Source organism: Pseudomonas lalkuanensis (genome assembly GCF_008807375.1).
Classification (GTDB): Bacteria; Pseudomonadota; Gammaproteobacteria; order Pseudomonadales; family Pseudomonadaceae; genus Metapseudomonas; species Metapseudomonas lalkuanensis.
This window is the reverse complement of sequence record NZ_CP043311.1, coordinates 4,830,473-4,844,003: the sequence shown is the minus strand read 5'-3', so window position 1 is coordinate 4,844,003 and position 13,531 is coordinate 4,830,473. Positions and strand designations below refer to the sequence as shown.

General features: G+C 65.4%; 11 protein-coding genes. 8 read left to right on the top strand and 3 right to left on the bottom strand.

Annotated elements, in window-relative coordinates; genetic code table 11:
- The first annotated feature begins 122 nt into the window (after positions 1 to 122).
- Positions 123 to 551 carry an acyl-CoA thioesterase gene (locus tag FXN65_RS22360; RefSeq protein ID WP_151136521.1) on the top strand — a complete coding sequence of 143 codons (429 nt, stop codon included), beginning with the start codon at positions 123 to 125 and terminating at the stop codon, positions 549 to 551.
- Between the two features lie 45 nt (positions 552 to 596).
- Here FXN65_RS22360 and FXN65_RS22355 read toward each other — a convergent pair whose 3' ends face one another.
- Complete coding sequence (locus tag FXN65_RS22355) at positions 597 to 1,277, bottom strand: hypothetical protein (RefSeq protein ID WP_151136519.1); 681 nt, start codon at positions 1,275 to 1,277, stop codon at positions 597 to 599.
- A 95-nt stretch (positions 1,278 to 1,372) separates the two neighbouring features.
- Positions 1,373 to 3,211, bottom strand: coding sequence for a cation:proton antiporter (locus tag FXN65_RS22350; RefSeq protein ID WP_151136517.1), 1,839 nt, complete (start codon positions 3,209 to 3,211; stop codon positions 1,373 to 1,375).
- Positions 3,212 to 3,287: 76 nt separating this feature from the next.
- Between FXN65_RS22350 and xerD the strand changes: the two genes are divergently transcribed.
- The 4 genes from xerD (at position 3,288) to thrC (ending at position 8,077) form a co-directional block, all read left to right on the top strand.
- Entirely contained in the window at positions 3,288 to 4,184 is an 897-nt protein-coding gene (gene xerD, locus FXN65_RS22345) for a site-specific tyrosine recombinase XerD (protein WP_151136515.1), read from the top strand.
- Positions 4,185 to 4,434: 250 nt separating this feature from the next.
- Positions 4,435 to 5,163, top strand: coding sequence for a disulfide isomerase DsbC N-terminal domain-containing protein (locus FXN65_RS22340; protein ID WP_151136513.1), 729 nt, complete (start codon positions 4,435 to 4,437; stop codon positions 5,161 to 5,163).
- Positions 5,164 to 5,273: 110 nt separating this feature from the next.
- Positions 5,274 to 6,578: a homoserine dehydrogenase gene (locus tag FXN65_RS22335; protein WP_151136511.1), complete on the top strand. Its 1,305-nt coding sequence runs from the start codon at positions 5,274 to 5,276 to the stop codon at positions 6,576 to 6,578.
- Between the two features lie 89 nt (positions 6,579 to 6,667).
- Positions 6,668 to 8,077: a threonine synthase gene (gene thrC, locus FXN65_RS22330; RefSeq protein WP_151136509.1), complete on the top strand. Its 1,410-nt coding sequence runs from the start codon at positions 6,668 to 6,670 to the stop codon at positions 8,075 to 8,077.
- Positions 8,078 to 8,371: 294 nt separating this feature from the next.
- On the opposite strand, the gene FXN65_RS22325 is transcribed toward thrC, so the two are convergent.
- Complete coding sequence (locus FXN65_RS22325; RefSeq protein ID WP_151136507.1) at positions 8,372 to 9,571, bottom strand: CaiB/BaiF CoA transferase family protein; 1,200 nt, start codon at positions 9,569 to 9,571, stop codon at positions 8,372 to 8,374.
- Between the two features lie 201 nt (positions 9,572 to 9,772).
- Here FXN65_RS22325 and FXN65_RS22320 point away from each other — a divergent pair, with 201 nt between their 5' ends.
- The 3 genes from FXN65_RS22320 to recJ all read left to right on the top strand — a co-directional run bounded on the left by FXN65_RS22320 (position 9,773) and on the right by recJ (position 13,356).
- Entirely contained in the window at positions 9,773 to 10,927 is a 1,155-nt protein-coding gene (locus tag FXN65_RS22320; RefSeq protein WP_151136505.1) for a GGDEF domain-containing protein, read from the top strand.
- Between the two features lie 72 nt (positions 10,928 to 10,999).
- Positions 11,000 to 11,539, top strand: a complete 540-nt coding sequence (locus FXN65_RS22315; protein WP_151136503.1) for a YaeQ family protein — start codon at positions 11,000 to 11,002, stop codon at positions 11,537 to 11,539.
- Between the two features lie 101 nt (positions 11,540 to 11,640).
- Complete coding sequence (gene recJ / locus FXN65_RS22310) at positions 11,641 to 13,356, top strand: single-stranded-DNA-specific exonuclease RecJ (RefSeq protein ID WP_151136500.1); 1,716 nt, start codon at positions 11,641 to 11,643, stop codon at positions 13,354 to 13,356.
- The last annotated feature ends 175 nt before the right edge of the window (positions 13,357 to 13,531 follow it).

Below are 13,531 nucleotides of genomic sequence, written 5' to 3'. Positions count from 1 at the left end.
AATCCGCGCCCCGCCCGATTACCCGGACGGGAGCATTCCTGCCCATCCGGCAGCGCATAGAAGAACGACAAGAGTCGCAGCACGAGTGGCAGCCACATGGTTTCGATTCAGGTAGTAGTGGCATGACCCCGAGAGAGCAAGAGATCGCCCGCCGGACAGCGCTGTCCGAAAGCCGGGTAACCAAGGCGGTATTCCCGCCCAGTACCAACCATCACAACACCCTGTTCGGCGGAACTGCCCTGGCCTGGATGGACGAAGTGTCCTTCATCGCCGCCACGCGCTTCTGCCGCCTGCCCCTGGTAACCGTTTCCACCGACCGGATCGACTTCAAGCATCCGATCCCGGCCGGCTCCATCGTCGAGCTGGTGGGACGTGTGGTAAAGGTGGGCAACACCAGCCTCAAGGTCGAGGTCGAGGTGTTCGTCGAGGACATGTACAGCGCCACCCGTGAGAAGGCCATCACCGGCGTGTTCAGCTTCGTTGCCATCGATGACGAGAAGCGCCCGGTGCAGATCCTGCCAGCGTTTCCCCAGGCGGCGGACGCCGCATGAATGAAGAAGGCACCCAAAGGGTGCCTTCTTCGTTATCGGCCAGGATCAGTTGCGCATGCTGATCTTCAGTGACGCCTGGGACAGGTCGATGTTGTTCAGCGTCAGACTGCCGAAACTCTGGTTCTGCGGCGAGCCAGCAACGCGGATGTTCTCGAAGCGCAGCTCGCCTATGGAACTGGGTAGCCGCAGGTTCACTGAGCCGTCCGAATTGACCACCGAGGTCATTCTGCTGGTGTCGTAGACCACGTCCTTCATCGACGTCTCGGCATCCAGGCTGTCCAGCACCGGCATCACCAGCTTCGCCAGTTGCTTCACTGCGCCCAGCCCGTCGCCCTGTTCGGCTTGCAGGAACAGGCCCTGCAACACATCGTCCAGCCCCTGGGCGCTGACATTGCTCATCTCCAGGTCGGTCAGCGGGCGCAGGCCCCGCGGCGTTTCCTGGCGGCTGATGCTGGCGGGCGGCTGCAAGCGCTGGATATCGGCGCTGGCCATCTGGAAGGGGCTCATCAACGCGGCCACGAGGGTAGCCGCCAGACGCAGGTTGTTCTGTTTCTTCAGGGCCTTGGTCAGTTGCTTCTGGGTCAGCAGGCCTTGCGCTATCAGTACTTCACCCAGCCGCATCTTGCTGGTGAGCTGCATCTTGATTGCGGCATCCAGCTGCTGGGATGTGATCAGACCCTTGTTGATGAGGATCTGCCCCAGGCGGGAGTTCATTTGGTTGGCCATGTTCCGGTACCGGCAATGGGTGATAGCAAGATGAAATCATCCACGGCCAGCCCGATCCTGTCACCAGACTAAGGATAGGCTGGCCATGCCGCCCGTCAGTGTGTTTGCGCCAGAGTGCGATCAGCGGTAACACCGGGTTGCTCTTCGGTTTCCATCAGGGACACCAGTGTCCAGTCCTTTTCCGGCGTGAAGTCCAGCGGCTGCCCGGCCAGGTGAACCCAGCCGCGTGGGTCGCGGGCCAGCAGAAGCGTGGCGCGGCTGCCGTGCAGGGCCTGGTATTCGGCCCAGCCGAAGGTCGCGGTCAGGGTGGTGGTGCGCACGTCGGCGCCCTTGGCGAGATAGCTGGCGAACTGTGGAAAGGTCAGCGGCTGGCCACCGAGGGGGCGGCCGCGCACGGTCTGGCTGACGCGATGCTTGTCCGACCGCCGGCTTTCGTTGCCGGTGGGAAGGGTGAAGCGGCGCTGGGCGCTGAAATCATGGCGGAAATGCATGCAGGCCAGGGCATTGAGTTCGCTGGAAGGGGAGAGCGCCAGCAGATGACCCAGGCCCACCAGGTCGAGGTGCGCTTCGGCATGCTGCGATGTCGGATTGCCGAAGTAGGTGGGCAGGTTGTCCATGCGCGCGGCACGGATGTTTTCCCAGCTGGAATCGGTGAGCAGTACCCGGCTGCCGAGGTTCTGCAGGGCCTTGCCGAGTTCGCGGGCCACGGGATTGGCGCCGATGATGAGGAAACCCGACGGCGCGGGCTCCGCCACCTTGAGCAGTTGCGCCAGCGGGCGTGCGGTGGCGCTCTGCAGCACCACGGTGCCGATGATCACCAGGAAGGTCAGCGGCACCAGCAACTCGGCCTGCTCGTTGCCTTCGCCCTGAAGACGCAAGACGAAGATCGCCGATACGGCTGCGGCGACGATGCCGCGTGGGGCGATCCAGGCCAGCAACGCGCGTTCACGCCAGTTCAGGCTCGATCCCAGGGTGCTGACAGCGACGTTCAATGGCCGCGCGATGAACTGGATCACCGCCAGCAACAGCAGGGTCGCCGGGCCCATGGCCACCAGCGCAGCGAAGTCCAGGCGCGCGGCAAGGAGGATGAACAGCCCGGAGATCAGCAGCACGCTGAGGTTTTCCTTGAAGTGCAGGATCTGCCGCACATCCACGTCGCGCATGTTGGCCAGGGCCATGCCCATCACGGTCACCGCCAGCAGGCCGGACTCATTCACCAGCAGGTTGGCGCCAATGAACACGCCGAGTACCGCCGCCAGTGCCGCGAGGTTCTGCAGGTACTCCGGCAGCCAGTGACGCCGCAGCACCACGCCGAACAACCAGCCACCGACGGCGCCCAACAGAGTCCCGCAGGCGATCACCGCGGCGAAGGTCGACAGGCTGGCGCTCCAGCCTCCGTTATCACGGCTGACGATGAAACTGAACACCACCACCGCCAGCAGCGCACCTATGGGGTCGATGACGATGCCCTCCCAGCGCAGGATGTTGGCGATCGAGGCGCGCGGTCTCACCACACGCAGCATCGGTACGATCACCGTCGGCCCCGTCACCAGGGTGAGGGTGCCGAACAGCAGTGACAGCTCCCAGGAGAAGCCCAGCAGCCAGTGGGTGGCGATTGCGATCACCGCCCAGGTGATCAGCGCGCCCACGGTCACCATGCGTCGCACCACGCTGCCGATTTCGCGCCATTCGGAGAAATGCAGGGTCAGGCTGCCCTCGAAGAGGATCAGTGCCACCGACAGGGAAATCAGCGGGAACAGCAGCGGCCCGAACAGCGCCTGTGGGTCCAGCAGGCCGGTCGCCGGGCCGGCGAGAATGCCGGCCAGCAGCAGGAAGAGGATGGCCGGAAGGCGCAGGCGCCAGGCCAGCCACTGGCTGAACAGCGCAGCCGCGCCAATGCCGCCCAGGCCGAGCAGGATATGGTGTTCACTCATTGGCAGTCCCTATCGGAGATGAATCGGATACAGCGCTATGAAAGACTAGCGCCTCGCACAGTCAAGGCCGCCATTCATGCCCGCGCTAGACCATCTCCTGATTGACCGCTTTCTCGACGCCCTCTGGCTGGAAAAGGGCCTGTCCGAACACACCCGCTCGGCCTACCGCAGCGACCTCGCCCATTTCAATGGCTGGCTCGATGAACGGGGCATGGCCCTGGACAAGGCCGGGCGCGACCTTATTCTCGACCACCTTGCCTGGCGTCTGGAGCAGGGCTACAAGGCGCGTTCCACGGCGCGGTTTCTCTCCGGCCTGCGGGGCTTCTACCGCTTCCTGCTGCGGGAAAACCTGATCCTCGAAGATCCCACCCTGCAGGTGGACCTGCCGCAACTCGGCCGCCCCCTGCCCAAGTCGCTCTCCGAGGCGGATGTGGAAGCGCTGCTGGAAGCCCCGGATCTGGAAGACCCCATCGGCCTGCGTGATCGCGCCATGCTCGAAGTCCTCTATGCCTGCGGCCTGCGGGTGACCGAGCTGGTGAGCCTGACCCTGGAGCAGGTCAACCTGCGCCAGGGGGTGCTCAAGGTGTTCGGCAAGGGCAGCAAGGAGCGCCTGGTGCCGCTTGGCGAGGAAGCCATTGCCTGGATCGAGCGCTATCAGCGCGAAGCGCGGCCTTTCCTGCTGGACGGCAAACCCAGCGACGTGCTCTTCCCCAGCCTGCGCGGCGAGCAGATGACCCGCCAGACCTTTTGGCACCGCATCAAGCACCAGGCCCAGGTGGCCGGCATCAGCAAGTCCCTGTCGCCGCACACCCTGCGCCACGCCTTCGCCACGCACCTGCTCAACCACGGCGCGGACCTGCGCGTGGTGCAGATGCTGCTCGGTCATAGCGACTTGTCCACCACCCAGATCTACACCCACATCGCCCGCGCACGCCTGCAGGAACTGCACGCCCGACACCACCCGCGAGGGTGAGCCGGAAAGGCGACGCATGCGTCGCCCCGGCGAACGACCGGCCACGGATGGCCGGGCCGGGGTCGAGCCTGGCACAGGAGCCACGACAGGGATGTCATGTACAAGGCCGGGCTGATACGCCGAACCCTGTTGCTGCAAATGTCCGATCGGCTTCCGGCAACGGCCGCCGGGCACTCGAGGTCTGCGCGCCAGAGCTTCTGTGTTAGGCTTGAGCGGTTTCCCGAACGTCCGCCGCTCGACAGGAGTACCCATGCGCGTGACTCGTCTTATCGCCGGCCTGGCCCTCGGCCTCGCCAGCACCATCAGCCTCGCCGACGACCCGGACCAGGCCATCCGCAAGACCCTCGACGCCCTGCAACTCGGCCTGCCCATCGAGTCCATCGGCGAAAGCCCGATGACCGGCATCTACCAGGTCCAGCTCAAGGGCGGCCGCATGCTCTACACCAGCGCCGACGGCCAGTACCTGATGCAGGGCTACCTCTACCACGTGCAGAACGGCAAGCCGGTGAACCTCACCGAGCAGGCCGAGAGCCGCTCCATCGCCAAGGAAATCAACGCCATCCCTGCCAGCGAGATGGTGGTGTTCTCGCCCAAGGAGCCGGCCAAGGCCCATATCACCGTGTTCACCGACACCGACTGCGGCTACTGCCAGAAGCTGCATAGCGAAGTGCCGGAACTGAACCGTCGTGGCATCGAAGTGCGTTATGTCGCCTTCCCGCGCCAGGGTATCGGCAGCCATGGCTACAACAGTCTGGTCAGCGTCTGGTGCAGCAAGGACCGTCAGGTCGCGATGAACAAGGCCAAGTCCCGCGAAGAACTGCCGGCGGCGACCTGTGATAACCCGGTTGCCAAGCAGTTCGAGCTGGGCCAGCTGATCGGCGTCAACGGCACTCCGGCCATCGTGCTGGGCAATGGCCAGATGATTCCGGGCTACCAGCCGGCCCCGCAGCTGGCGAAACTTGCCCTGGAGGCCAAGTAATCCGGGCGCTTGCCTCGATTGACCAATATTCGGCCGCTTCGTAAAGTGCGGCTCTTTTCCTCGGCCGGGACTCACCCGGCCGTTTTCGCAGTGATGATGGGGAGTTCAGCGTGAAGCCGGTAAAAGTAGGCATCTGTGGCCTTGGGACCGTCGGTGGCGGCACCTTCAACGTACTCAAACGCAACGCCGAGGAGATTGCCCGCCGTGCCGGGCGTGGAATCGAAGTTGCCCAGATTGCCGCTCGTCGTCCCAACCCGAAGTGTGAAACCGGCGCTACCCCCATCACCGCCGACATCTTCGACGTGGCCAACAACCCGGAAATCGACATCGTCATCGAGCTGATCGGTGGCTACACCCAGGCCCGCGAACTGGTCCTGAAGGCCATCGAGAACGGCAAGCACGTGGTCACCGCCAACAAGGCGCTGATCGCCGTGCATGGCAACGAAATCTTCGCCAAGGCTCGCGAGAAGGGCGTCATGGTTGCCTTCGAAGCCGCCGTCGCCGGAGGCATCCCGGTGATCAAGGCGATCCGCGAAGGCCTTGCCGCCAACCGCATCAACTGGCTGGCCGGCATCATCAACGGCACCGGCAACTTCATCCTCACCGAAATGCGTGAGAAGGGCCGTGCCTTCGAGGACGTGCTGAAGGAAGCCCAGGCACTGGGCTACGCCGAAGCCGACCCGACCTTCGACGTCGAAGGCATCGACGCCGCCCACAAGCTGACCATCCTCGCGTCCATCGCCTTCGGCATCCCGCTGCAGTTCGACAAGGCCTACACCGAGGGCATCTCGAAGCTCACCAGCGCCGACGTCAACTACGCCGAAGCCCTGGGCTACCGCATCAAGCACCTGGGCGTGGCGCGCCGCACCGACAGCGGCTTCGAACTGCGCGTTCACCCGACCCTGATCCCGGCCGACCGCCTGATCGCAAACGTCAATGGCGTGATGAACGCGGTGATGGTCAACGGCGACGCCGCCGGCAGCACCCTCTACTACGGCGCTGGCGCCGGCATGGAGGCCACCGCCTCTGCCGTGGTTGCCGATGTGGTAGACGTGGTCCGCGCGCTGACCACCGACCCGGAAAACCATGTGCCGCACCTGGCCTTCCAGCCGGATTCCCTGTCCGACCACCCGATCCTGCCGATCGAAGCCTGCGAAAGCGCCTACTACCTGCGCATCCAGGCCAAGGATCACCCGGGCGTGCTGGCGCAGGTCGCGACCATCCTGTCGGAACGCGGCATCAACATCGAATCCATCATGCAGAAAGAAGTCGAAGAGCAGGACGGCCTGGTGCCGATGATCCTGGTTACCCACCGGGTCGTCGAGGCGCGCGTCAACGACGCCATCGCCGCGCTGGAAGCTCTGGAAGACGTGGTAGGCAGCGTAGTGCGCATCCGCGTCGAGCAACTGAACTAAGCAGCCGCAAGGTAAGGCCGCGGCCGCGGAGGGGCGATCCCCCGGAGCGGCGCGCCCGTGCCTTCAGCTCGAAACCAAGGTTTTAAGACATGCGCTATATCAGTACCCGCGGCCAGGCACCGGCCCTGAACTTCGAAGACGTGCTGCTGGCTGGCCTGGCCAGCGACGGCGGCCTCTACGTCCCGGAAAACCTGCCGCGCTTCACCCAGGAAGAAATCGCCTCCTGGGCTGGCCTGCCGTACCACGAACTGGCTTTCCGCGTGATGCGTCCGTTCGTAGCCGGCAGCATCAATGACGCCGACTTCAAGAAGATCCTCGAAGAGACCTACGGCGCCTTCGCCCACAACGCCGTGGCGCCGCTGCGCCAGCTGAACGGTAACGAGTGGGTGCTGGAGCTGTTCCACGGCCCGACCCTGGCCTTCAAGGACTTCGCCCTGCAGCTGCTGGGCCGTCTGCTCGACCACGTGCTGAGCAAGCGCGGCGAGCGCGTGGTGATCATGGGGGCCACCTCCGGTGACACCGGCTCGGCCGCCATCGAAGGCTGCAAGGCCTGCGAGCACGTCGACATCTTCATCATGCACCCGCACAACCGCGTGTCCGAGGTGCAGCGCCGCCAGATGACCACCATCCTCGGCGACAACATCCACAACATCGCGGTCGAAGGCAACTTCGACGACTGCCAGGAGATGGTCAAGGCGAGCTTCGCCGACCAGGGCTTCCTCAAGGGCACCCGCCTGGTAGCGGTCAACTCGATCAACTGGGCGCGCATCATGGCCCAGATCGTCTACTACTTCCACGCGGCCCTGCAGCTGGGCGGCCCGGCGCGCTCCGTGGCCTTCTCCGTGCCCACCGGCAACTTCGGCGACATCTTCGCCGGCTACCTGGCGCGCAACATGGGCCTGCCGATCAGCCAACTGATCGTCGCCACCAACCGCAACGACATCCTGCACCGCTTCATGAGCGGCAACCAGTACGTCAAGGACACCCTGCACCCGACCCTGTCGCCGTCGATGGACATCATGGTGTCGTCCAACTTCGAGCGCCTGCTGTTCGACCTGCACGGTCGCAACGGTGCCGCCATTGCCAGCCTGATGAATACCTTCAAGCAGGGTGGCGGCTTCAGCGTCGAGGAAGACCGCTGGACCGAAGCGCGCAAGCTGTTCGACTCCCTGGCCGTGGATGACGCAGCCACCTGCGAAACCATCGCCGAGGTGTACAAGGAGTGTGGCGAGCTGCTGGACCCGCACACCGCGATCGGCGTTCGCGCCGCCCGCGAATGCCGGCGCAGCCTGGCGACCCCGATGGTCATCCTGGGCACTGCCCACCCGGTGAAGTTCCCCGAGGCCGTGGAGAAGGCTGGCGTTGGCCAGGCCCCGGCGCTGCCGTCGCACCTCGCCGACCTGTTCCAGCGCGAAGAGCGTTACACCGTGCTGCCGAACGACCTGAAGCAGATCCAGGCCTTCGTCAGCCAGCATGGCAACCGCGGCAAGCCGCTGTAAGCCATAGCGCCTGAAACGAAAAGGCCGGCTCCCGAAAGGGGCCGGCCTTTTTCGTTGCGGCGATCAAATGCAATGTGGGAGCGATTCATTCGCGATACGGGCTGAAAGCCTGCCTTGTCCCAAGAAGGTCGTTACTCGGCCATTTCGCGAATCAATTCGCTCCCACAGTCACAACACCCGCTCCGTGCGTAGGGTGGACCGCGCTCCATCGGTCCACCATCGGCGGTGGGTTCTGCTTCGAATGGTGGAATCGAAAAGCGACTTCCACCCTACAAAAAGCCACCCCGCCCGCCGTCAAATCGCCCCATCCCCCTTCAGCGCTGCCACCTGCTCGGCGCTGTACCCCAGCCCCGCCAGCACCTCGGCGTTGTGCTCGCCCAGCTCCGGGCCGATCCATTCGGTCGAGCCGGGGGTCTCGGAGAGCTTGGGCACGATGCCCGGCATCTTGAACGGCTTGCCGTCCGGCAGCTTCGCCGAGAGGAACATCTCGCGGGCGAGGAATTGCGGATCGGCGAACATGTCCTCGGCGGAGAAGATGCGACTGGCCGGCACTTCGGCGCGGTTCAGCACGGCCAGCACCTCCTCCAGCGGCAGTGAACCCACCCAGCGGTCGATCACGCCGTAGAGTTCATCCCGGCGGGCGTCGCGGCCGTCGTTGCTGGCCAGGGTCGGATCGTTGGCCAGGTCCTCGCGGCCTATGCCCAGCATGAAGCGCTTGAAGATGGCGTCGCCGTTGGCGCCGATCTGCACATGGCGGCCGTCGGCGGCGGTGTGGATGGAGGAGGGGGTGATGCCGGGCATGATGTTGCCGGTGCGTTCGCGGATGAAACCGAACACATCGAACTCCGGCACCATGCTTTCCATCATGGCGAACACCGCCTCGTAGAGCGCCACGTCCACCACCTGGCCCTGGCCGCCGTTCACCTCGCGGTGGCGCAGCGCCATGAGCGCGCCGATCACGCCCCAGAGCGCGGCGATGGAGTCGCCGATGGAAATGCCCGTGCGCACCGGCGGGCGGTCCTCGAAGCCGGTGATGTAGCGCAGCCCGCCCATGGATTCGCCCACCGCGCCGAAGCCCGGCTGGTCCTTGTAGGGGCCGCTCTGGCCGAAGCCGGACAGCCGCACCATCACCAGCTTCGGATTGAGCGCATGGATCACGTCCCAGCCCAGGCCCAGCTTTTCCAGCACGCCGGGGCGGAAGTTTTCGATGAGGATGTCCGCCTCGGCCAGCAGCTTCTTGAGAATCTCGCGGCCTTCCGGGTGCTTGAGGTTCAGCGTCAACGACTTCTTGTTGCGTGCCTGCACGAACCACCAGAGCGACGTGCCTTCATACAGCTTGCGCCACTTGCGCAGCGGGTCGCCGCCGTCGGGTGATTCGATCTTGATGACTTCGGCGCCGAATTCCGCGCACAGGCGCGAGGCGAAGGGGCCGGCGATCAGCGTGCCGAGCTCGATCACTTTAAGGCCGGCGAGGGGTTTTGCAGCGACGTTCATCGGGATATCCAGGGTCCAGGCGGTGGCGGCGACTCTACTCCGTGGGGCCTGCCGCGAACAGTCCGGTTTACCGCTGGCGCCCCTGTGCAGGGCGACTTAAAGTGCTTGGCAGGATCCCGATTCGCACACGCCGAACGCCATGCCAACACGTGCTGCCATCCTCTGCCGCTTGTCGCCCAGTACGCGCCGGGAGGAGGGACCATGCAATTGAATGTGCCCACCCTGGTGCTTGTGGATATCTACATCCTCGCCCTGGTGGGCATTCTCATGCTCCACGCCTGGCGCCGCGGCCGTCGCGAGCCGACCCTCGGCTACCTGTCCGCCGCGCTGCTGCTGGGCGTGCTGGGCACCGTCCTGGGTAGCCTGCGTGGCATGGGTGTGGATTACCTGCCGCTGGTGATCGGCAACGTGGTGCTGCACATCAGCGCCGCCATGACCTGGACCACCATGCGCGTGTTCGCCGGGCGCCAGCCGCACGTGCCGGGTATCTGCGCGGGCGCGGTGATCTGGACGGTGCTCTGCCTCAATCCGGCGTTCTACGAGTCGCTCACGGTGCGCATCGCGGTCAGTTCGCTGATCACCGTCTGCTATACCGGCCTCAGCGCCTACGAACTGTGGCGCAGCCGCCAGAGCCTGGAGGTCGCCTACCTGCCGGCCCTGGCCCTGACGCTCTTCCACATGGGCTTTTACTGTGTGCGCATCATCGTCGACCGCGGCATGCCTTTCGACGCGGCGGTGGCCAGCAGCGGGCAGGGCACCAACTTCTTCTCCCTGCTGGTGTTCGAGACCCTGCTTTACGCCATCGGCATCTCCTTCGTCACCCTGTCCATGGTCAAGGAACGTGCGGAACTGAAGTTCCGCGCCGCCGCCTACTGCGATCCCCTCACCGGCGTCGGTAACCGCCGCGCCTTCATGACCACCGGCGAATACCTGCTGGAAAGCTGCGAGCACCGGGGAGAGCCGGTGGCGCTGCTGCTGTGCGACCTCGACCACTTCAAGCGCCTCAACGACAACTACGGGCATGCCAGCGGCGATGAAGCCCTGGTGGCCTTCACCCGGATCGCCGTTGGCAGCATGCGCAAGCAGGATGTGTTCGGCCGCATTGGCGGAGAGGAGTTCGCCTGCCTGCTGGCCGACGCCGACGACGAAGCCGGTGCCCAGGTGGCCGAGCGCATCCGTCGCGAGTTCGCCGAGCTGCCGTTCCAGGAGCCGGGCGAGCTCAGCGTCAGCATCGGCATCGTCAGCTCCAGGGAAGCCGGCTACGACCTGTTCCGCCTGCTTTCCCTGGCCGACGACGCTCTCTATGCCGCCAAGGACAAGGGCCGCAACCGCATCCAGCGCTATCCCGCCGATTAGCCGGAAGACCCAGCCAAGGCAGCGGAATCAGGGTAGACTTGCCGCCCTCCGCGAATAACCAAGAAGCCCGCCATGGCCCTCCAAGCGACCCCCTACAAAGTCGAGCTCAACCTCACGGACCTGGATCGCAGCGTCTACGAGAACCTGCGCTTCACCGTTGCCAAGCATCCCTCGGAAACCGAAGAACGCCTGGCCGTGCGTCTGATCGCCTACGCCCTCTGGTACCACGAGCAGCTGTCCTTTGGCCGTGGCCTGTCGGATGTGGACGAGCCCGCGTTGTGGGAAAAGAGTCTGGACGACCGCGTCCTGCACTGGATCGAAGTGGGCCAGCCGGATGCCGAGCGCATCACCTGGTGCTCGCGGCGTACCGAGCGCTTCAGCCTGGTGGCCTACGGCAACTTGCGCGTGTGGCAGACCAAGGTGCTGGACGGCGTGCGCAACCTGAAGAACATCAACGTCGTCGGCGTCAACCAGGAAGCCCTGGAAGAACTCGCCCGCGACCTGCCGCGCTCGGTGAGCTGGAGCGTGATGATCAGCGACGGTTCGCTGTTCATCACCGATGAGCGCGGCCAGCATGAAATTCCCCTGGAGTGGCTCGCCGGGGAACGTTGATCGGAAGTCCGGAGGATTTCCGGGGGCAGGGCGCCGAGCTCTCGCCCCAAGGCCCTTTCCCGGGAGGGAGAGGGGAAGTCGATTCAAAGATTGGACCCTTCATGCGTATCGAACACCGCGCCCTGCCTGATGTCCTGCCCGACCTGGGCGACCTGCCACCGCTGTTGACCCGCCTCTATGCGTCCCGTGGCGTGCAATCGGCAGCCGAGCTGGACAAGAGCCTGGCGCGGTTGATCCCGTACCAGCAGCTCAAGGGCATCGACGCGGCGGTGGAACTGCTGGTCGAAGCCCTGGAAAAGCGCCAGCGCATCCTCTACGTCGGCGACTTCGATGCCGACGGCGCCACCGCCAGCAGCGTTGGCGTACTCGGCCTGCGCATGCTCGGTGCCTTCCATGTCGACTACCTGGTCCCCAACCGTTTCGAATACGGCTACGGCCTGACGCCGGAAATCGTCGCCGTGGCCCTGGAGCGCCGTCCCGACCTGCTGGTGACTGTGGATAACGGCATCTCCAGCGTCGAAGGCGTAGCCGCCGCCAAGGCCGCCGGGCTCAAAGTGCTGGTCACCGACCACCACCTGCCCGGGCCGGAACTGCCGGCGGCGGATGCCATCGTCAACCCCAACCAGCCCGGCTGCGACTTCCCCAGCAAGTCCCTGGCCGGTGTCGGCGTCATCTTCTACGTGCTGATGGCCCTGCGCGCGCGCCTGCGCGAGCTGGACTGGTTCGCCCGCGCCGGCCTCAAGGAACCCAACCTCGGCGACCTGCTCGATCTGGTGGCCCTGGGCAGCGTGGCCGATGTGGTGCCCCTGGACGCCAACAACCGCATCCTGGTCCACCAGGGCCTGGCGCGCATCCGCGCCGGTCGCGCCCGACCCGGGCTCAAGGCGATCCTCGAAGTCGCCGGACGCCCGGCAGGACGCATCACCTCCACCGACCTCGGCTTCATCCTCGGCCCGCGCCTGAACGCCGCTGGCCGCCTGGACGACATGAGCCTGGGCATCGAATGCCTGCTCTGCGAAGACGAGGCCCAGGCCCGCGACATGGCGGTGCAACTGGACCAGCTCAACCAGGACCGCAAGGCCATCGAGCAGGGCATGCAGCGCGAGGCCCTGGCCCAGCTGAAGAACCTGCCCATCGAGGACATGCCCTTCGGCCTCTGCGTGTTCGAGCCGGACTGGCACCAGGGCGTGATCGGCATCCTCGCCTCGCGCCTCAAGGAGCGTTACCACCGCCCGACCATCGCCTTCGCCGATGCCGGCGATGGCCTGCTCAAGGGCTCGGCGCGCTCGGTGCCGGGCTTTCACATCCGCGATGCGCTGGATGCCGTTGCCGCGCGCCATCCCGGCCTGATCAGCAAATTCGGCGGTCACGCCATGGCGGCCGGCCTGTCCCTGCCTGTGGAAAACTTCGGTGCATTCGCCGCCGCCTTCGACGCTGAGACCCGCCGCCAGCTCGATGAAGATGACCTCACCGGTCGTCTGCTCTCCGACGGCCAGCTGAGCATCGAGGAATTCCATCTGGAACTGGCCCGCGCCCTGCGCCTGGCCGGCCCCTGGGGCCAGCATTTCCCCGAGCCGGTGTTCCACGGCGTGTTCCAGATCGTCCAGCAGCGCCTGGTCGGAGAGCGCCACCTGAAGCTGGTGCTCAAGAGCGAGTGCGGCTCGGTACAGCTGGACGGCATCGCCTTCAACATCGATCGCGAGCAATGGCCTAACGCCAGCGTCCGCTGGGCCGAACTGGCCTACAAGCTCGACGTGAACGAATTCCGTGGCCAGGAAAGCGTGCAGCTGATGGTCGCCCACATCGCCCCGCGCTGATGCCCGACACACCCCTCACCCCCGGCCTCTCTCCCAGAGGGCGAGGGGTGACTCGCGCCGACGAGGCTCACGCAATCCTGAAGCACGTACGGGCCTGAACTGACGCATCCGAGGTGAGGCAGCGAACCCGCCCCTCGCTCACCCGTCACCCCATCCGCGCAACTTCTCCATCCAG

What these genes read in the sequence shown, in the direction of transcription:
- thrC (WP_151136509.1), top strand. Translation starts at nt 6,668, where the DNA reads ATGCGCTATATCAGTACCCGCGGCCAGGCACCGGCCCTGAACTTCGAA.
- xerD (WP_151136515.1), top strand. Translation starts at nt 3,288, where the DNA reads ATGCCCGCGCTAGACCATCTCCTGATTGACCGCTTTCTCGACGCCCTC.
- FXN65_RS22350 (WP_151136517.1), bottom strand. Translation starts at nt 3,211, where the DNA reads ATGAGTGAACACCATATCCTGCTCGGCCTGGGCGGCATTGGCGCGGCT.
- FXN65_RS22355 (WP_151136519.1), bottom strand. Translation starts at nt 1,277, where the DNA reads ATGGCCAACCAAATGAACTCCCGCCTGGGGCAGATCCTCATCAACAAG.
- FXN65_RS22360 (WP_151136521.1), top strand. Translation starts at nt 123, where the DNA reads ATGACCCCGAGAGAGCAAGAGATCGCCCGCCGGACAGCGCTGTCCGAA.
- FXN65_RS22325 (WP_151136507.1), bottom strand. Translation starts at nt 9,571, where the DNA reads ATGAACGTCGCTGCAAAACCCCTCGCCGGCCTTAAAGTGATCGAGCTC.
- recJ (WP_151136500.1), top strand. Translation starts at nt 11,641, where the DNA reads ATGCGTATCGAACACCGCGCCCTGCCTGATGTCCTGCCCGACCTGGGC.
- FXN65_RS22340 (WP_151136513.1), top strand. Translation starts at nt 4,435, where the DNA reads ATGCGCGTGACTCGTCTTATCGCCGGCCTGGCCCTCGGCCTCGCCAGC.
- FXN65_RS22315 (WP_151136503.1), top strand. Translation starts at nt 11,000, where the DNA reads ATGGCCCTCCAAGCGACCCCCTACAAAGTCGAGCTCAACCTCACGGAC.
- FXN65_RS22320 (WP_151136505.1), top strand. Translation starts at nt 9,773, where the DNA reads ATGCAATTGAATGTGCCCACCCTGGTGCTTGTGGATATCTACATCCTC.